This window comes from Thermophilibacter sp. ZX-H3, assembly GCF_052599055.1.
In genome coordinates this window covers 1-18,260 of the sequence record NZ_JBQXES010000023.1, presented here as the reverse complement: position 1 = coordinate 18,260, position 18,260 = coordinate 1, and the positions used below count along the sequence as shown (strand labels likewise).

The 18,260-nt window shown below is 67.7% G+C and carries 19 protein-coding genes; 5 read left to right on the top strand and 14 right to left on the bottom strand.

Going from position 1 to position 18,260, the window contains the following annotated elements; all coding sequences use genetic code 11:
* Positions 1-229 precede the first annotated feature (229 nt).
* The 8 genes from ACULPM_RS09665 to ACULPM_RS09630 all read right to left on the bottom strand — a co-directional run bounded on the left by ACULPM_RS09665 (position 230) and on the right by ACULPM_RS09630 (position 10,967).
* A complete protein-coding gene (locus ACULPM_RS09665) occupies positions 230-1,354 on the bottom strand; it encodes a DUF4179 domain-containing protein (RefSeq protein WP_445332241.1) in 1,125 nt (374 codons plus the stop codon).
* Positions 1,338-1,865, bottom strand: coding sequence for an RNA polymerase sigma factor (locus ACULPM_RS09660; RefSeq protein ID WP_353652977.1), 528 nt, complete (start codon positions 1,863-1,865; stop codon positions 1,338-1,340). The genes ACULPM_RS09665 and ACULPM_RS09660 overlap by 17 nt, the downstream gene beginning before the upstream one ends.
* Positions 1,866-2,177: 312 nt before the next feature.
* Positions 2,178-2,612: a hypothetical protein gene (locus ACULPM_RS09655; protein WP_445332240.1), complete on the bottom strand. Its 435-nt coding sequence runs from the start codon at positions 2,610-2,612 to the stop codon at positions 2,178-2,180.
* Positions 2,613-2,998: 386 nt separating this feature from the next.
* Positions 2,999-4,270 carry a sensor histidine kinase gene (locus ACULPM_RS09650; RefSeq protein WP_445332239.1) on the bottom strand — a complete coding sequence of 424 codons (1,272 nt, stop codon included), beginning with the start codon at positions 4,268-4,270 and terminating at the stop codon, positions 2,999-3,001.
* On the bottom strand, positions 4,237-4,959 hold the full coding sequence (locus ACULPM_RS09645; protein ID WP_445332238.1) for a LytR/AlgR family response regulator transcription factor: 723 nt from the start codon (positions 4,957-4,959) through the stop codon (positions 4,237-4,239). Before ACULPM_RS09645 ends, ACULPM_RS09650 begins: the two co-directional genes overlap by 34 nt.
* Before the next feature lie 148 nt (positions 4,960-5,107).
* Positions 5,108-6,943, bottom strand: coding sequence for an ABC transporter ATP-binding protein (locus ACULPM_RS09640; RefSeq protein ID WP_445332237.1), 1,836 nt, complete (start codon positions 6,941-6,943; stop codon positions 5,108-5,110).
* Positions 6,933-8,807, bottom strand: a complete 1,875-nt coding sequence (locus ACULPM_RS09635; RefSeq protein WP_445332335.1) for an ABC transporter ATP-binding protein — start codon at positions 8,805-8,807, stop codon at positions 6,933-6,935. Before ACULPM_RS09635 ends, ACULPM_RS09640 begins: the two co-directional genes overlap by 11 nt.
* A 408-nt stretch (positions 8,808-9,215) precedes the next feature.
* On the bottom strand, positions 9,216-10,967 hold the full coding sequence (locus tag ACULPM_RS09630; protein WP_445332235.1) for an ABC transporter ATP-binding protein: 1,752 nt from the start codon (positions 10,965-10,967) through the stop codon (positions 9,216-9,218).
* A gap of 251 nt (positions 10,968-11,218) precedes the next feature.
* Between ACULPM_RS09630 and ACULPM_RS09625 the strand changes: the two genes are divergently transcribed.
* From ACULPM_RS09625 to ACULPM_RS09610, 4 genes are all read left to right on the top strand, one after another.
* Positions 11,219-11,710, top strand: coding sequence for a GNAT family N-acetyltransferase (locus ACULPM_RS09625; RefSeq protein ID WP_445332234.1), 492 nt, complete (start codon positions 11,219-11,221; stop codon positions 11,708-11,710).
* Positions 11,711-12,166: 456 nt separating this feature from the next.
* Complete coding sequence (locus ACULPM_RS09620) at positions 12,167-12,355, top strand: hypothetical protein (RefSeq protein WP_445332233.1); 189 nt, start codon at positions 12,167-12,169, stop codon at positions 12,353-12,355.
* Entirely contained in the window at positions 12,336-12,818 is a 483-nt protein-coding gene (locus ACULPM_RS09615) for a GNAT family N-acetyltransferase (RefSeq protein ID WP_445332232.1), read from the top strand. Before ACULPM_RS09620 ends, ACULPM_RS09615 begins: the two co-directional genes overlap by 20 nt.
* Before the next feature lie 135 nt (positions 12,819-12,953).
* Entirely contained in the window at positions 12,954-13,085 is a 132-nt protein-coding gene (locus ACULPM_RS09610) for a hypothetical protein (RefSeq protein ID WP_445332231.1), read from the top strand.
* A 118-nt stretch (positions 13,086-13,203) separates the two neighbouring features.
* Here ACULPM_RS09610 and ACULPM_RS09605 read toward each other — a convergent pair whose 3' ends face one another.
* Entirely contained in the window at positions 13,204-13,647 is a 444-nt protein-coding gene (locus tag ACULPM_RS09605; RefSeq protein WP_445332230.1) for a GNAT family N-acetyltransferase, read from the bottom strand.
* 80 nt (positions 13,648-13,727) lie between these two features.
* Between ACULPM_RS09605 and ACULPM_RS09600 the strand changes: the two genes are divergently transcribed.
* On the top strand, positions 13,728-14,282 hold the full coding sequence (locus ACULPM_RS09600; RefSeq protein ID WP_445332229.1) for a hypothetical protein: 555 nt from the start codon (positions 13,728-13,730) through the stop codon (positions 14,280-14,282).
* Between the two features lie 27 nt (positions 14,283-14,309).
* Here the strand turns inward: ACULPM_RS09600 and ACULPM_RS09595 are convergent, their stop codons facing one another.
* Genes ACULPM_RS09595 through ACULPM_RS09575 form a run of 5 tightly spaced genes read right to left on the bottom strand, consistent with a single transcriptional unit; the run spans position 14,310 to position 18,232 of the window.
* Positions 14,310-14,627 (bottom strand): YbjQ family protein, encoded by a 318-nt coding sequence (locus tag ACULPM_RS09595; RefSeq protein WP_445332228.1) that lies wholly within the window; start codon positions 14,625-14,627, stop codon positions 14,310-14,312.
* An 11-nt stretch (positions 14,628-14,638) separates the two neighbouring features.
* Complete coding sequence (locus tag ACULPM_RS09590; RefSeq protein WP_445332227.1) at positions 14,639-15,670, bottom strand: sensor histidine kinase; 1,032 nt, start codon at positions 15,668-15,670, stop codon at positions 14,639-14,641.
* The gene (locus tag ACULPM_RS09585; protein ID WP_445332226.1) at positions 15,667-16,488 is read right to left on the bottom strand and encodes a hypothetical protein; all 822 of its coding nucleotides are present in this window, start codon (positions 16,486-16,488) and stop codon (positions 15,667-15,669) included. Before ACULPM_RS09585 ends, ACULPM_RS09590 begins: the two co-directional genes overlap by 4 nt.
* Positions 16,485-17,285, bottom strand: coding sequence for a hypothetical protein (locus ACULPM_RS09580; RefSeq protein ID WP_445332225.1), 801 nt, complete (start codon positions 17,283-17,285; stop codon positions 16,485-16,487). The genes ACULPM_RS09585 and ACULPM_RS09580 overlap by 4 nt, the downstream gene beginning before the upstream one ends.
* The gene (locus tag ACULPM_RS09575) at positions 17,282-18,232 is read right to left on the bottom strand and encodes an ABC transporter ATP-binding protein (protein ID WP_445332224.1); all 951 of its coding nucleotides are present in this window, start codon (positions 18,230-18,232) and stop codon (positions 17,282-17,284) included. Before ACULPM_RS09575 ends, ACULPM_RS09580 begins: the two co-directional genes overlap by 4 nt.
* Positions 18,233-18,260: the final 28 nt, after the last annotated feature.

The window sequence follows — 18,260 nt, the reverse complement described above, 5'->3', positions numbered from 1 at the left end:
TGGATATTTCACGCGTCTCCACGTTCTTCTCGCCGCGCGCCCGGTCCGGCGCATCAAATCTCTCCGCGGCGTTCTGGCGCTTTCAAGGCCGCAGGAGACCACGAAAGTGCCAGAACGCCGCGGAGAGATTTGATGTTGGCCCGCTCGACACGAAGAGAGGAACGGGCGAGAAGTGCGGGCGAGAGGAGCGGGCGGGCCGAGAAGGACGGTCCGCCCGCGACCGGATGCGCTACGCTGCGCCGACGGGGATCACCACGTCGCCCACCGTCACGCTCACGATGTCGTCCGCGGCCACGATGCGGTCGTAGGTGGCGCTCTTCGCGACCGCGCTCGTGCCGTCGCCGCGCTCCTCGGCGGTGGAGTTGGCGCTCGTGGCGTCGAACGTGCTGCCGTCCGCGAAGGTCACGGTGACGGGGAGGCCCAGTACCGCGTCCTGCTTGGCCTGCGCCTCGTCGCTCAGCTGCCCCGAGGGGCCGAGGTCGCCGATCTGGCGGTCGATCGTGTAGTCAACCGTGATGCCGACGGAGGAGACCGCCACGGCGTCGACCGTGACGCCCGCGCCCTGCCAGGTGGTCGTCTGCCCCGCGGACAGGTCGACGGTGGTGTCCACGTAGTTCATCTCGAACTTGAGGTCCCACTCGCCGGACGCGATGGTGCCCTTGTCGCCCTCCTCGGTGAAGGCGCGGATGCCGCGCATCGAGAAGCGCGCCGTGCGCCCGATGATCCCGGAGCCGTCCCACGTGTTGACGGACATCGTCTCGACGTACTGGATGACGTTGTCCGTGGGGTCGTCATCGTAGAAGTAGGCCCCGCCGCCGCCCGACATGGCACCGTCCACGTAGATCGACGCGTCGGCGATGAGGGGGAGCAGGCCGTTCTCGTTGGGCGTCAGGCCCTCCAGCGCGGAGGGGTCGTCGAGCTCGATGGCGTAGACGACGGTGTAGTTGGCCCGGTCGCCGATCACGGCCTCCGCGGTGACGGTGACGCCATTGGAGGTCGCGCTCGCGCCGATGGGATGCCCCACGTCGTCGAGCAGCTCGGTCTGGGCCGGCGCGCCTCCGAATATGTCGGAGAGCACGTTGGCGGGGTTCGGGATGACGCCCGCCGCCACGGCGACGGTCCCTCCCCCGCCCAGCACGAGGGCGAGCGCCAGCACGGCGGCGACGCGCAGCCAGCGGCCGCGACGATGGGCGCGGGGCGCGGCGGGCATGCTCAGCACCTCCGCCGCGCGCCCGGACCGGGCGTCGCGCTCGCAGGCGACGGCGCGCAGGTCGTCGGCCATGCGAGCCTTGGCCTCATTGGAAAAGCGGAGCTCGTCGAGGGACGAGGTGTAGGAATCAAGCGGGGAACTCATCGTAGTCTCCCTTCAGGGTCTCCCTGAGCTGCGCCCTCGCGCGGCTCAGGCGCTGGTGGACGGCGTTCTCGCTCACGCCCGCCAGCTCGGAAATGGCACGGGCCCCATAGCCCGCGTAGTAGTGCAGGAACACGGCCTCGCGCTGCGGCAGCGGGAGCGCCATGACGGCGTCGAGCACTCGGCCGTCGCGCCGTCGGAGCGCCCTCTCGTCGACCGCGTCGCCGGAGGGCGGCTCGGGCACCTCGTCCAGGTTCACCTCCGGATGGGCGCCGCGGTCGCGCAGCAGGTTCTTGCACGCGTTGGACGCCACGCGCACCACCCAGGCGCGCTCGTGGTCGAGATCCCGGAACGGCTCCTCGCGGCACACCAGCTTGATGAGGGTGTCCTGGCAGACGTCCTCGGCATCGGCCGTCGAGCGCAGGTAGGTGTAGCACACCCGCAGCACGAGGTCCGCATAGGCGCGCACGAGCCGCTCTGGGTCGCGGTCTGGCGCGGCGGGCACGTCGGTCACGGCCCACCTCCTTCATTCGGGTCTTCGGATACGGCCGGCGGGGCGCAACCGGTGTTGCCCCGTCACCTATACCACACGCGCCCCGGCAGAACCTGACAGCCTTTCTCGCGAGACCCGCCGCGGACGACACCCCGTGCCGACAGCCAGGCGACCATCCGCCAGCATGTAGGCCGCCCTGCCGGCACGTATGAGTGTCGGCATGCCGGGCACCTCAAGCCGGCACTTATCGGCAAATGTCGGGAAGGACCCGGCACTTCTCGTCGCCTTGCGTCAATTCGACCGGCACTCCCTGCCGGCATGTATAGGCGCCGCCTACCAGTCGCAGTACCTCCGGTACACCTCTTCGAGCCTCTGGGCCACAGACGTCCCGAAGGCCTCGTGATACGGCGTCCCTCCGACCGTGAAGTAGGACAACCCGGCGACGACAGACACCTCGATCGTGCCCCTCGTCGTGGTCTCGACGATGAAGACGGGCTCGGTGCCGGACATGTCCTGCAGCCGCCCGTCAGCGCGCGTGCCCGCCAGGTCCGAGATCAGGCCGGCGACGTACTCGCGGTCCTCGTTGCCAAGTGTGGCGTCGGTGAGGCCATGGTTATCCGTGAGGCGCACGGACGCCACCTCATCGACGCGGAGGTCCTTGAGCGGGCGGCGGACCGGAGACGCGACGCACCAGACAAGGCACGCGAGCGCGGCCAGCCCGCAGAGTGCGGCAACGACCACCCGACGATGGCTCCTCGTCAGCTCCATGACGGTCACCCCCAAGGCCCTTCTCGGCAGTCCAAGCCGACCACCTCGAGAAGATTGTCGAACACGCCGAGCCGCCCGGTTGGTGACGCGCGGGCACATGGTCGCATCCTCCGGACGCGTCGCCCTTCTCGTCAGCGCCGCCCTCCGCTCGGCATCGCCCTCCCGTCGGCGGCGTCCTCCCGTCGGCGCCGCCCTCCGCCCGCCGCCGTCCTCCGCCCCTCCCCTCAGCTGGTTGCGTAATTTATTACATTCAAAACCATGTAGCAACAGGCCCCAGCCGGGCGATTCCGCCCATTTGGCCCCGATTGCTACATGGTTTTCCATGTAATAAAAAATGATTCGATGCTACCGCCATCATCCGCATCGTTTCGCACTGGCAACGCTCGCTACAGCGGAAGGCTGACCTCAGCGGCAAAGATGCCGGGCTCGTTGGCCAGGTTGAGGAACCCCTCGTACTTGTCTACGACGGCCGCCACGCGCTTCATGCCCAGGCCGTGGTTGCCGCGCTTCTCCGAGATGTAGTTGCGCGCGTTGAAGCTGGGATCCTCCACGGCGGAGTTCTGGATGCTCACGTAGAGCTGCGCGCCCCGCGCGGCCAGGTAGACGCGCAGCCAGCGCTCGCCCGCAGGCAGCTTCGCGCAGGACTCGAGCGCATTATCGAGGAGGTTCCCCAAGATCACGCAGAGGTCCACGTCGTCAACCGTGAGCGACTCGGGAACCACGGCCTTGCAGGTCACGCCCACGCCGCCCTTCTCGGCAAGGCTGAGCTTGGAGTTCAGGATGGCGTCCACCATGAGGTTGCCGGACTTGACGTAGGTGTCCACGCGATCGAGGTCGCGCTCGAGGTCGTCAAGGTAGGCGGAGAGCTTGTCGAGGTGCCCCGCCGCAAGGTCGGCCTTCATGACCTGCAGGTGGTTGTGATAGTCGTGCCGCCAGCCGCGCATGTCCAGGTAGATGCCGCGGATCTCGTCGTACTGGCGCGAGAGGACCTCCTGCTGGAAGCGCTCCGTCGAGCTCTCGAAGCCGCGGCGCAGACGCTCGAAGCCACCCGTGAGCAGCAGGTAGACGAGAAGCTCCACCGCGAGCGCGCCCGCCGCGACCATGGGCCCTGCCAGGGCGACCGCGACCGAGCAGAGCGCGAGCACGCAGGCGAGAAGGACCGTCTCGCGGAGGCTCGCGCTCCCCCGCCGGCGCGCGCCGAGCGCGAACATCAGCCAGAGCGGCGCGCCAACGAGCGCTGCGGCAACATCGGCCGACGCGACGCCCCCGCCCAGGCCGACGGCGCAGGCGAGAAGGACGCAGACCAGCGCGCCCGGCGCCGCGACGGGAGCCCACATGAGCGAGAAGGGCTCCTCGTCGAAGAAGGCGTCGAGCAGCGTGAGGACAAGCGTCGTCACGGCCCATGCGACGGGGACGCCCCAGGGGACGCCGCCGGCGAGCGGGTCCGCGGCCGTGCCCGTGAGCACCCAGGACCAGAGCTCACCGCCAAACCATCCGCAGGCAAGCGCGGCCGCGCAGATGGCAAGCGCGACCGCCCACGCGCAACGCCCCGCATGAAGGCGTCCGAGCCCGCGAACGTACGACGCATACACGACGAGAAGCGACGCCTGTGCCGCGAGCGCGATCATGCGAGCGTCCCCCGACACCACGCGAGCCACGCACGATTGAGCTCCTCCCAGCGCCCGCGCGCGACGGGGAGCATGTCGCCCGTGTCCATCTCCACGTCACGTCGCGTGATGCGCCGCACGTGCGGGAGGTTCACGAGGTAGGAGCGGTGCGTCTTGAGAAAGAGGCCCGACATCCGAGAGAGCTCGACCTCCAGCCGGGCGATGCCCCGCATGGAGACGAGTCGCGTGCCGTCCGCGAGCGTGACCAGCGTGTCGTGACCGCGCGCCTCGAGGAAGCAGACGCGCGTGAGGGGAACGCGGCTCGTCTCGCCCGCCGACTCGACCACGAGCACGGGCTCTTCTCGCCCCACGCGGTCGAGCGCCCGGTCGAGCGCCGCGTCGAGCTTCTCGGACCGCACGGGCTTGAGGAGGTAGGAGACGGCGTCCACGTCGTAGCCGTCGAGCGCGTGGTCGATGATGCCGGTCACGAACACGATCTGCGCGCGCTCGCCGCGGGAACGCAGCTCGCGGGCGAGGGCCATGCCGTCTAGCCCGGGCATCTCGATGTCGAGGAGCGCGATGTCGCACGACGCGTCGTCGAGCGAGAAGAGCAGCTGCTCGGCGGACGCAAAGGCCACGATCTCCGCCTCAACGCCGCGGTGCCGAGCCCAGTCACGCGCGAGCGCGCCGTAAAGCTCTCGGGCCGCTTCCTCGTCATCGACGACGGCAACGCGCAGCACGTCCTTCTCCCCTCCCCTCACGACCTGTGAAAAGGGGACGTGTTTTTTCGCGCAGAGTTTTTGGGACAGGTTTTTGCTCGGAGTTCAGCGTGGCGTGCGCCCTGCCGACCTGTCCAAAAAACTCTGCGCGAAAAAACACGTCCCCTTTTCACACATAGTAGCTCGCTTGGGCGTCCCAGAGCTGGGCGTAGAGTCCATGCTCGGCAAGAAGCTCCTCGTGCGAGCCGCGCTCCACGACACATCCGCCGTCAAAGACGATGATGTCGTCGCAGAACCGGCAGCTGCTCATGCGGTGCGAGATGTAGATTGCCGTACGACCCTCAACCATGCGGTCAAACCCCGCGTAGACCTCTGCCTCGGAGATGGGGTCGAGTGCCGCCGTGGGCTCGTCCAGGATCACGACCGGCGCGTCCTTGTAGAGCGCGCGGGCCAGCGCGAGCTTCTGTGCCTCGCCGCCCGACGGCGTCACGCCGTCGCCCAGGTCCTTGTAGAGGCGCGTCTCCAGCCCCTCGGGCCACGTGTGCACGAGGTCGTCCGCCCCGGCCTGAGCGAGCGCCTTCCACAGGCGCGCATCGTCGCGCTCGTAGCCCGCCGCCAGGTTCTCCCACACGGGAAACGCGAAGAGCTTGAAGTCCTGGAAGACCACCCCAAAGAGGTCGCGGTACTCCTCCTCGTCGTACTTGCGGATGTCCACGCCGTTCAGCGTGATGCGCCCCTCCGTGGGGTCGTAGAGCCGGCAGAGCAGCTTGATGAAGGTCGTCTTGCCCGCGCCGTTGGGGCCCACCACGGCGAGCTTGCCCAGCGTGTCAATCCTGAGGTTGACGTCGCGCAGCACCCAGGCGTCCGTCCCGGGATAGCGGAAGCTCACGTGCTCGAAGGCGAGCTCAAACTGCCCGTCGTCGCGCTTCTCTACCGGGATGGAGCCTGCTGGGCGCGGGTCCTCCATGTCCATGAAGTCGAGAAACTCCTGCAGGTAGCCGCAGCACTGGCGCAGGTCGCCGTTGTTGGACACAAGCGCCGTGTACGCCGCGCCAAACTGCGCGAGCGCGCCCGCGTACTGCGTGAACGCACCCACGGTGATGGCGCCAGCAAGGACCTTCACCGCCACGAGCGCATAGGAGGCAACCGTGAAGGCGGCGTTGACGGCGCTCGTACCCACGTCGATTCGTCGCTCGCTAGAAATCCACCGATCGAAGTACTCCAGCGAGGCCCGCTGGTTCTTCTCGAGGTTGCGCATGAGCATGTCGCCCATGTCGTAGATGCGGGCAACCTTGGGAACGCGACGGTCAAAGAGCACGAGGTTGAGCAGGTACATGATGCGGTTCTCGACGGATGAGTGCGTGCTCGTAACCCAGTCCAGGAGACGCGCGCGAAAGCGGCCCACCAGCGTGTTTCCGACGAGCGCAACGAGAAGGACGAGCGCCAGCAACAGCACCGAGACCGCGGGCGATGCAACGACGCCGAGCACGCCCGCCGACACGGGTTGCGCAAACGCAAGCGCCACCACGAGCGAGACGCAGGTGAGCATGTTGACAGCCGCCCCAATGAGGTCGCGATAGAAGCGCGGGAGCGTGCCGATGCTGCCGTGCATCTGGGCGGTCCGCTCGATGTAGGCGATCCGCTCGGCAAGCTTGGGGTCCTCGGCGGTCTCGTAGGAGAGCGAGAGCGCCTTCTCGCGCAGCATGAGGCTGAAGCGCCAGGCACATCGCATGCCACCGACCGTCGCACGACGCTTGCAGCGCGCGCAGACGCATGAGACCACAAAGGACGTCGCCACGAGCGCCGCAGCATAGACCACGGTCCTGCGGAGCTCGAGCGCCACGAGCGCGTCCACGAGCCCAGCCGTGAGCGCAAGTCCCACGTAGATGCCCGCCACCTGAGTGAGCGCGTAGATGAGACTCACCGGCAGCAGCGCCGGGTCGATCTTGCGCACGAGGCCGAGCAGCCGAAGGCCCGTCCTGTGAAACGCCAGACTACTCAGCATCCTCGTCGCCTCCCCCGTGCAAAAGTGACTGTCCCTTTTGCACGCCGTCCTCGTAGTAGCGTGCCTGGGTCTCGAACATGCGGGCGTAGCCGCCTGCAGCGGCCATGAGCTCGTCGTGCGTGCCCTGCTCGACCACGCGACCGTCCTCCATGTAGAGAATCCGCTCGCAGAAGCGCGTGGACGAGAGCCGGTGAGAAATGAAGACGCTCGTCTTGCCCGCCGTGAGCTCGTCATAGCGCTCGTACATCTGGCGCTCAGCCAGCGGGTCGAGCGCCGCGGTCGGCTCGTCGAGAAGAACCACGGGCGCTCCCTTGTAGAGCGCGCGGGCGAGCATAAGCCGCTGGGTCTCGCCACCGGAGAGCGAGACGCCCTTGGGGTCCACGTCCTGTCCGAGATAGGTTGCCGTGCCGTGCGGCAGTCCCGTGACCTTCTCGGCAAGGTCCGCCTGGGCAAGGCACGCGTCCAGGCGCGCGAGGTCCACGTCCTTCTCGCTCGACGAGCAGCTCACGTTGTCCGCGACCGTGAACGAGAAGGGAAAGCAGTCCTGGAAGACCACCGAGAACTCGCGCCACAGGCTCCGGGGATCGATGGAGGCAACGTCGACGCCGTCGAGGTAGATGGCACCGGACGTGGGACGATAGAGCCCGCAGAGGAGCTTCACGAGAGTGGTCTTGCCCGCGCCGTTGACGCCCACGAGGGCGATCCTCTCGCCAGAGCGAATAGTGAGGGTGAGGTCATGCACCGCGTCCGCCTTGCCGTCATACGAGAAGGACACGTGGTCGAGGCGAATCTCATGCGCCCGTCCGGGGTTGGGGGCGGCGCCTGTGCCGCTGACGGCGGGGATGCAGTCGTCGTGGACCTCTCGATAGGCACTTACGTGACGCAGCTGGACCGCGAGCTCTGAGAGGCTGTCAAAGGCGGCCTGCATCCAGGTGCCAAAGCCGGAGACCATGCCCGCGAGCAGCAGAAACTCCGGAAGGCCAATCAGACCCGCAAAGAGAAGCCAGATGAGCGCGGCATAGGAGACGCCGTCACGGACGAAGGCACAGACGGCCGCTACGTACCCCGCCCGCTCGAAGGCCCCGTACTCGATGTCCCTGAGCTCCACGTTGCGGTCGAGCACCTGAGCGAAGGCGCGCTTGAACCACGCGCTCATGCGGTAGAGGCGGATGTCCTTGCCGTTGGCGGAATCGAGCGCCTGCCGTCTGAGGTACTCAAAGGCCTCGCTTGCGGCGAACTCGTCGTCCATGACGGCATAGCTCTTCTCGTTTGCCCAGCGGTTTGCCGCGATGGAGGCAACGGTGAGCAGCACGAGCGGCACGAGCAGCCACGGGACAAACGCGCCGATGACCGCCGCGTACGCCACCATGCCGAGCGCCCCACCAACTGCTGCAAAGAGCCGGCGCAGCGCCTCCTCAACGCCCATGGAGCTGTCGTTGAAAAACGCGCGGGTGGCGAGGTCGAGCTTCTTGTGCGCCTCGTCGCTCTCTATGTAGCGGTAGTCCGCGACAAGGGCGTCCCGGCAGAGGTCGAGACCGCCCCAGACGCGAGTGAGCACGTAGTACCAGTTTGACTTGGCCTGCGTCCAGGTCTTGAGCACCACGAGCGCCTGAAGCAGGGCAGCCGCGCCGGCCACGAGCGCAAGCGCGACGAGCGGCTCCGCGCCGGACGTGAGCGCCGCGACCACGACGCTGGGGAGCGCGGCCGCAAGGAACGGCTGCGTCACGCCTGCGGCAACGTCCAGCGCGCACACGACGAGCGCTCCTGGCCCGCAGATGCGGACAAGCCAGCGAAGGAGCTTCGCGACGTTGCTCCCAAAGCCATAGCGGCGTTGAGCCCCCACAGCAGCTTTCGTCTCTTGCACGTCGTATCACATCCTTTCACGTCCAGTATGTGATACGACGCGCGTGGCGGGCGCTGAGAGATTCCGCACGAGTTGCATGGTTTTCCGCGCGAGATGCACGAGGAGCGCCTCCGTCGCACGGTTGTGACAGGAACACTGAGGCAGCTTGTCACGAAACCGTTTGACCGTGCAAAGGGGACTGTCCCCTTTGCACGGTTGGCGACACGCGGGCTCGGGCTGATATCCTCCGGACACATCGTCCTTCTCGTCAGCGCCGTCCTCCATCCCCTCGTCTCGGTTAATTGGAATATTCATTACATTCAAAACCATGTAGCAACAGGCCCCCAGGGGGCGATTCCGCCCATTTGGCCCCGATTGCTACATGGTTTTCCATGTAATAAATTTGTAATCTATTTTCCTCGGCGAGAATCAGCCCGGACAACGAGGCCCCGAAGGCCCGCTTTCCCCCGCCACGGCGCAGAGGCCGGCGAAGTAGCCACCCGCGGCCGTGAGCGCGGCGTAGGTGCCCCGCTCGACCACGTGGCCCTCGCGCAGGACGAAGAACTCGTCGTAGCGCGCGAGCAGCGCCGGCTCCAGCCGGTGCGTCACCACCAGGCGCGTGGGCCCCTCGAGGTCCAGGATCGCTCCTGCCACCTCGGAGGCCGTCCTCGCGTCCAGCGCCGACGTCGCCTCGTCGACGAGAAGGACCGGTGTCTTTCGCAGCAGCGCCCGCGCGATGGAGACGCGCTGCCGCTCCCCTCCCGAGAGGTTGGTGCCGCCCTCGCCGCATTCGTACCCCAGGCCCTTCTCGGCGACGAGCTCGCCCAGGCCGGCGCGGCGGCACGCATCCAGCACGGTGGCCTCGGGGAAGTCCCGGAACATCGTCACGTTGTTTCCGAGCGTGTCGTCGAAGAGGAATACCTGCTGGTCGATGAGGCCCATGAGGTCGCAGAGGCTCCCCGCGTCGACGTCGCGCAGCTCGTGTCCGCCCACGCGGATGCTGCCCGCGTAGCCGTCCTCCCCGCCCATGAGGAGGTTAAGCAGTGTGGACTTTCCGCTTCCGGATGCGCCCACGAGAGCGTAGCGCCCGCCCAGGGCGAGCGTGAGGCTCACGTCAGAGAGCACCGGCTCCCCGCCGTCGTAGGCAAAGCCCACGTGGTCCAGCACGACGCCGCCCGCGAGGTCGCGCCCGACCCTCTCGCCCCGGCGCGCCTCGTTCTTCTCGGCAGCCTTCGCGAGCTTCTCGATGAGGCCGGCGGCGGCCCGGCGGCTCGCCAGGAACTGCGGCAGCACGTTGATGGGCATGACGATGTAGTTGCACAGGTTCACGAAGACGAGCACCGTGCCGGCCGTGACCTCGCCCGTGACGGCGAGCCACGCGCCCGCGAGGAAGACGCCGAACTGCAGGAGCGACCCGCAGAGGTTCTCGCTCACCGCGCCGATCAGGCACTCCCACCAGTAGCGGCGTCGCTTGAGGCCCTCAACCTCGGCGTTGGCCGCGTCGAAGAGACGGCGCGCCTCGGCCTCCGCGCGGAAGGCCTTGACCACGGAGAAGCCCGCGAGCAGGTCGCGCAGGCGGGAGACGAAGCGCTCGTTGCCGGCCGAGACCGCCCGCTCGCGCTCCCCCATCTCGCGCCCCATGGCAACGGACACCGCGAGCGGCGCCGCGCTGAGCGCCACGGCCACCGCCGTGAGCTGCGCCGAGAGCGCGAGCATCATCGCGAGCGACCCCGCGAGCAAAAGCGCGTGGTAGACGATGAGGAAGCCGCGCTTGAGGTAGCCCTCCTCGATGGAGGCCACGTCGTTGGTGAGCAGCGAGAGGTAGCTGCCCGTGTTCTCGCGGGCGAAGGCGCGCACGCCCTTCTCTGAGAGGCGCTCGAACGCGAGCGACTTGTACTGCTCGAGCGCGCGGTAGACAAAGGCGCACTTGGCGCGGTACATCCCCAGGCTCACGGCGAGCGACGCGACGAGGAACACGCCGCAGAGCGCGGCCAGGTGCGCGAGCGCGGAGGCGTCGCCGGTGCCGATGACGTCGATGATGCGGCCGAGCAGCCATGATCCCACGAGCGCGGCGGGCACGTCGAGCACCGTGAGCGCGAGGGCGGCGGCAAGGTTGAGACGGTTATCACGATAGAACGCGCGGACGTAGTCGCGCGCGGCGGCAGACATGGTCGACTTCATGGTCTTCTCCTATCAGGCGGAACTGATATGTCGAGAAGGACCTAGAGCATGACGACCCTTCGCCGGGTACAGTACGCTACCACCCTACAATGCAGCTCCGACACTGGCAAGTCCTGCTCGGCCAGTGGAGGCGTGCGGCAGAATGGCTACCTGCCGACACTCATATGTGTCGGCCGCACAGCGACCTTCCACCGGCAGGCGTTACCAAACGCCTTTCCTTCACTATGATTGACGCGTCGAAGGGAACACCCATGATTCAGACACTCCCCCTTGCCCCAGAAGACATTCCGGAGAAGGCGGCAGTCCATGCGCAGACGTGGCAGGAGACCTATCGGGGACTGCTGCCGGACGAGCTCAACGACACAATCACGCCGCAGTTCGCCGAGGACGTCACGCGCCGGCTCACCAGCCTTCGCACGCTCGTGGCGAAGATCGACGGGAGAATCGTCGGATACATCAGCTGGTCGGACCGGTGCCGCGAGCACTTCAGCGTCGACGGAGCGGCCGAGGTCGGCAACCTCTATGTTCTCCGGGAATTCCAGGGCCGAGGCGTCGGCCGCGCGCTCCTTGACGCCGCCCTCAGGTGCATCGGCGAGCGGGACGTCGTGCTGAGCGCGTTCTCCTCGAACGCCGCCGCGCTCGGTTTCTACGAACACGTAGGGTTCGTGAGAACTGGGGTCACCTTCGACGAGGGGTCCATGGAGGAGACCGAACTGGTCTTTCGACACAAGAGTGACGCTTGACCGCACCGTCATGGTGCGACCGACGCGGGGACTCCATGTCCCGCAGCCCTCGATGAGGGGCTCGTCGGGCAATCCTTCTCGACGCTTCCAACGCTCAGGACTCTGTCGAGAAGAACGCCGAGGCTGCGACTCCGCACGTTCATCTCTCGTATCCGGGATGCGGCCGCCATCCCGTCACCTACTACACACGGCCGCGCGTGAAACGTGACAACCCAAACGAAAACTAGAATGAGCTTCCCGCTCCGTTTCCGTTATCGGCAAACTATCCGCCGAAGAAGTCAACAAATCTCATGGTTATTCTGCCGATAACAAAGGATGGCCATGGAGTTGCCCTCAGTTGCAGAGGCGCGCGACTTGGGGCGTCATCGCCAACGTTCAACAACGTACGGGCCCCAGAGCAACCAATCTGAGGCCGCAAAATGCGCGATAATCCTCTCATGTGAAGAAGGAGTCGCCATGGACATTCCTCGCAGGCCGTACCTCAAGTTCAATGAGCTCGGCGGGACATCAATCTGGTTCACGGGCGTGCCCGACCCTCCCTGCGACGTCCCGGACGTCGAGAAGAAGGTCGAGGAGGCAACCGAGGAGATTCGCCGCCTCGAGAAGCGGCTGCAGGAGAAGACCGATGACGCCGGAAGTGCTTGACATAGACCCTGACCTGCGGCTCGTTCAGCTGGACGCGCCGCCAGTCGAGGCGCTCTCCTGGTATCAAGACCCCGAGACGCTCTGGATGGTCGACGGCAAGCGGGAGCCCTACACGCCGGAGCGGCTCGCGCGGATGTACGACTGGCTGTCGGAGCACGGCGAGCTCTGGTACATCGAGGTACGTGACGAGGGCGCGGAGAGCGGTTGGCGAGCGATCGGCGACGTCACGCTCTGCTCGAATGACCTCCCCATCGTCATAGGCGAGAAAGACCTGCGGTCGCGCCATGTGGGGCGGCGCGTGGTCGAGGCGCTCTGCGAGCGGGCGCGCGGCCTCGGCTGGCGCGAGGTCCTCGTGGGCGAGATCTACGACTGGAACGTCGCGTCCCAGCGGTGCTTCTCGGCCGCCGGCTTTGAGCCATACGAACGCACCGGCCGTGGGGCCCGCTGGCGGCGGGGACTGTAGCCGCGCACAGCAATGCTCCATTCGATAATGTTGGCTGAATCAAGTTTTCTGTATACGGGTAGACTCACCCATACGCTCGGCGGCGGGACCGCGCACTAGGCAGCGCCACTCCTTGCGAAAGGAGGTGAGTTGCCAATGGACCTCGCCATTCAAATCCTCAAGCTCCTGACCGCTCTTGTCGGGCTTGCGGCCGCGGTGGTGGGCACCCTTCCCAAAGTGCGTAGTCAACGACGTAAAACGGCGAGGGGCCGCAAGCGCTTGCGCTAGCGGCCCCGAACCCAAAGACGACGCTGCCTAGGCCACCACGCGTAGGCCGCCGTCGAGCTCATTGTACCCTACAGAAGGGCATGTCAATCAGAGAACGACGTCTTTGCGCACCTTGTCCTCATGCGCCCCAATTATGGGAGACCCTGATATAGGCGACGCACCCCATCGCGTCACTGCGGGTAAATCCGAGCCTCTCGTAGAGCGTGCAGGCCGCCGATCCATCGTCCGTGAGGAGCTCCATCTGGTAGACGCCCGAGAATCGCTCAATGACGGCCTGCATGAGCTGCTTCCCAATGCCTCTGCGCTGATACGACGGCACAACGATCAGGTCCTGCACAAAGACGATCGTGGCTCCGTCGCCCACGGCACGTGCGATCCCTACGAGCTTATCGCCCGCAAAGGCGCCCCAGACCGCGAGGGAGCCCGCATACCCCGTGCGCAGCCTCTCAGGGCGATTAGTGTAGTTCGTCCAGCCGACCGTCTCGTACAGGGCGAGAATCTCGATGAACCGCGTCTTCAGCTCGCTGGGCAAAAGCACTCGGACCTCGACTTCGTCGCTCACGCCCCACTCCTTTAGTGTGACAATCTGCTCGAAGTAGATTGTCACAGAAATCGGGCAAGGCGCAAAGACAGGATGCCGTCATGTACCTCATCGACTCCAAGCCCACGCCGGACGACCGACACGTCTGCATCATCTGGCTCTCGCGCGCGGGGTTTGTGATGGGGCCGGAGAAGCGGCCCGTCGAGGCCGAGCCCTCCCCCGCCTCCGTCGTGGCCGAGGTTGCCGAGAAGCACCTCACGGCGCGGCTCTTTCCTCCCGGGAGGCACTACATGAGCCGGGTGCAGATTGGCGAGATCTCCTCGCTTCGAAGAGGCCTCGAAACCTTTCCGGTCATGAAGGACGTCATCAAGTATCACGAGTCCATCGTGCTCGCCACGCCCGTCTTTGACGGACGCCTGCCGGGCATTGTCACCGAGGTGCTCACGAAGTTTGGCCCGTACGACCTCACGGGCATCACGGTGCTGCCCGTCATCACGCTTGCCGACAGCACGGGCGAGCCCGGAGACACGCTGCTCGCGGACCTGCGGGAGGCGCTTCCCGGCGCCACGCTCGTCGAGCCGCTCGCCCTTCTCGGCGAGACGCTCGAAGCCATCGCGCCCCAGCTCACACCACGGCTCAACGAGCTTGTCAAATGATTCAAAAGGGGTCTGTCCCCTTTTGAATCATGAGCGGCGGAGGCGGACGGCGGTGCCGGAGCAGCAGGTCATAATCATGCCCTCGAAGGTCTCGTAGCCGATGGAGGCGCCCACGATGGCGTCAGCCCCGAGCGCGTCGGCGCGGGCCTGCATCTCGTCGAGCACCTCGTTTCGAGCGCTCTGGAGCTCGTCCTCGTAGCCGGCTGAGCGCCCACCGAAGATGTTGCGCACGCTCGCCCCGATGTCGCGGAACATGTTGATGCCGCTCACGGCCTCGCCGGTGACGATGCCGAGGTAGTCCGTGATCTGATAGCCCTCAACGGAGTTGGTGGTGGTGACAATCATGGCGTCCTCCTTCAGACGGTTCGTGCGACAAGCGTAACGACAAGCTCGGCCCCATCGAGGCGGGCGGAGAGGGACATCCCCTGAGCGGCGGCGAGCTTCGCGGCGACGGAGAGGCCGAGGCCCGATCCTGCCGTAGAGCGCGAGGCATCCGCCTGGTAGAAGCGCTCGAAGAGGCGGTCGGCGTCGATGGCGGAGGGGTCGGGCACGGGGTTCGAGAAGTCCACGGCGACGCCGTCCTCCTCGCCCCCTGGCGCCCCCGCCGCCCGCGCGCGCACCGAGAGCGGGCCGCAGCCGTGCCGGAGGGCGTTGGCCACGAGGTTCTCCACGATGCGCGAGAGCGCCTCGGCGTCGGCCTCCACCATGACGTCCCCACAGGTCAGCTCGGGCTCCCAGCCGCGCCTCTCGAACTCGGGGTAATGGCCGAGAAGGGCCTGCTCGAGCACCGGGCGCAGGGCGACCGGCCCCAGCTCAAGTACGGTATCCGGGTCTGCTGCGCGCGCATACGAGAAGAGCTCGTCCAGAAGGCCCGACATCGCCGCCAGGCGCGCGTCAGCTGCCGCAAGCTGCTCGTCCCTGCGCGCCGGGTCCGCCTCCCCGAGCGCGAGCTGCAGGTAGCCGCGCGCGCCCGTGAGCGGCGTCCTGACATCGTGGCTGAGCGCGGAGAGCCCGCGCGAGAACTCGTCTGCCGCGCGCAGGGCCCCCACGCGCTCGGCGTCGGCGGCGTCGATCTCGGCGTTCACGGCATCGACCATGCCGACCATGCCCGGCAGGCGGCTCCCGCAGGTCAGCCGCGCGTTGCTCAGGCGCTCGCGCAGGGCGAGGAAGCGCGCCTGGCGCCCGAGCTCGGTGGCGTAGCAGGCGAGGGCGAGCGCCGCGCCGATCGCCAGGCCGAGCGCGAGCATCGCCACGAGCAGGAGTCCCTCAGCCATGTGGAGCCTTTCGTAGAGGTCGAGCCACCCGTCCATGGTAGGGCTCGCGAGCAGCCACCGCGCCGCGGAGCGCAGCCAGCGGTAGAGCGGCTCGAGGAGCGCGTCCGTTGTCATGAGACGTCGCGGCGGGAAAGCGCGAGCGCGCCCACGCCGGCGAGCGCCGCGCAGAGCGGCGCGCAGACCGCGAGGGCGCGGACGGCGGGGGAGAGGCCCGTCGCGTCCACGGAGAGCATGTCGGCGGCGCCGTTGCCGACGGAGACGAGCACGGCGTAGGGCATCCAGGCGAGGGCCGCCTCGAGCGCCGGGGCCCAGCCGAGGCCGAGCGCCGAGTCAACGAGCAGCAGGAACGAGAAGAGCCCCTGCTCGACGGCCGCCGACGTCAGGAGGAACGCGGCTATGAACGCAATCGCGCGGCTGCGGACGAGCTGCCCCACGAGCAGGACGGCGAGGGCGTAGGCGCACGAGATGAGCCAGCCCTCGCCCGCCCAGGCGACGACCTGCCAGAGCGGCTCGACGTTCTCCACGGGCCGCATGGTCACGAGCACGCCGAGCCCCCCGAATGCGAGGTAGGCGACGAGAAGCGCGCCGGAGAGCAGGGCCGCGAGCAGGTACTTCTCGGCGTAGTATGCGGCACGACCATGAAGGGATGACAGGAGCGCACGGTCGAAGCCGGCGTCGGAGTCCGCGCAGGAGAGGTGGGCCGCCACGAAGGGGGCGATGGTCGAGACGAGCGAGATCGAGGACCCGCGCCCGGCGAGGTGCAGCGCCCCGGCGCGCCCGGTGAGGCCGTCGTAGACGACGCCGGGCTCGAGCGGCCACCAGACGGTGAGGACGGCAGAGCCAAAGGTGACAAGCGCGACGAGGGCGAGCACCACCCACGGCCAGCGAGAGCGCAGCGTGCGGTACAGGTCCGACTTGAGCAGCGCCATCATGCGACATCCCTCCTCGAGACGAGCAGCGCGTCGGCGGCGACGGCGGCAACGGCGAGCGGCAGGCAGACGATGAGCGCGCGCAGGGCGGGCGCCAGGTGCACCGCGTTGTCGGCGGAGAGCATGGCCCGCGCGCCGGCGCCGACCGCGGACGCGATCTCGGCGGGCAGCCACGGGCCCACGGCCGCCGTCACCGTAAGGAACTCTCCGCCGAGAAACGCATACAGAAAGTCGACCCCTATGAGCAGGCCGCCCTCGATCAGTCCTCCTGCGCTGAGCACGGCAAACACCGTGGTCACGCCCTCGCCGCGCGTGAGATGGGCCACGAGCACCGCGAGCACGACGTAAGGTGCGGCGCAGAGCCACATGCAGCCGAGCCAGGCCGCCACCTGCCACGCGGGCTCGGGGTCTGCCACCGGGACCCCGGAGACCGGCAGGGCGAGGAGCCCCACCACGAAGGCGAACGCGATCAGGGCGGCGGCAAGCGCCAGCGAGAGGACGCACTTCTCGGCGAACCAGAGCATGCGGGCGCGCTCGCCGAGGGAGGAGAGGATCGACCGCGCGAAACCGATGTCGGTCCGGTCGCAGCACACGATGGCCGCCATGGCCGCCGCGAGCATCTGGATGCCGCCCATGGCGAGCGCCGAGCTCGTGAGGCCGTCGTAGAAGATGGGACCCATGCTGGTCCAGCGCATCATGAGGGCCGGCGCGAGCAGGAGAAGCGCCACGATGGCGGCCGCGCCCCAGATCCAGCGGGAGCGCAGGACGCGGTAGGCGTCCGAGCGGAGCAGGGCGATCATCGGGCCTCACCGTCCCCCGCGTGCGAAGGTGCCTGTCCCCTTTCATCACCCATGAGCTCGACGAAGCACTCCTCGATGTCGCGCTCCTGCTGGGCGAGCTCGCGGACCTCGACGCCGGACGAGAAGCACGCGGAGCTGACCTCGTCGAGCGCGGCGCCCGTGACCACGAGCGCTCCGTCGGGCTCCGCGCGGAAGGCCGCCTGCGGCAGCGCCTGCTCGAGCAGGGCGAGGCCGCGCTCGGGGGCGGCCAGCCGCACGCGAACGGAGCTGCCGCGGCGCTCGTGGAGCTCCTCGTCGGTGAGCTCGGCCGTGAGGCGGCCGCCCGCGATGACGCCGAAGCGCGTGGCGACGCGGTCGAGCTGGTCGAGCACGTGGCTGGAGATCATGATCGTGACGCCATGCTCGCGGTTGAGGCGCACGAGCGCGAGACGCATGTCGCGCGTGGCCTCGGGATCGAGGCCGTTGAAGGGCTCGTCCAGGAGCAGCAGGTCAGGGCCGCCCACGAGCGCGAGCGCCAGGCCAAGGCGCTGCCTCATGCCGAGCGAGTAGGCCTTCACGCGGCGATGGTCGAGTGGGTCAAGTCCCACGAGGCCGAGCAGGTCGTCCGCAACGTCGCCCGCGTGCGTCATGCCGAGAGCGAGCGCCTTGGCAACGAGGTTGTCACGCGCGGTGAGACTCTGCAGCACGCCGGGGCTCTCGATGAGGGCGCCGATGCGCGAGAAGCCCTGCGGGGTGGCGCCGCCACGCTCCGGGTCGCCGAAGAGGACGACCTCGCCCGCCGTAGGGTGCGCCAGGCCGCAGACCATCTTCATGGTGGTCGACTTGCCCGAGCCGTTCTTGCCCACGAAGCCGTAGATGTCGCCGGCGGCGACGGTCATGTCCAGGTTGTCCACGGCCAGCTTGCGACGGTAGCGCTTGGTGAGGCCGTGCGTCTCGATGACGTTCACGCGAGCTCCTTTCTAGAGGCTGCCTCCC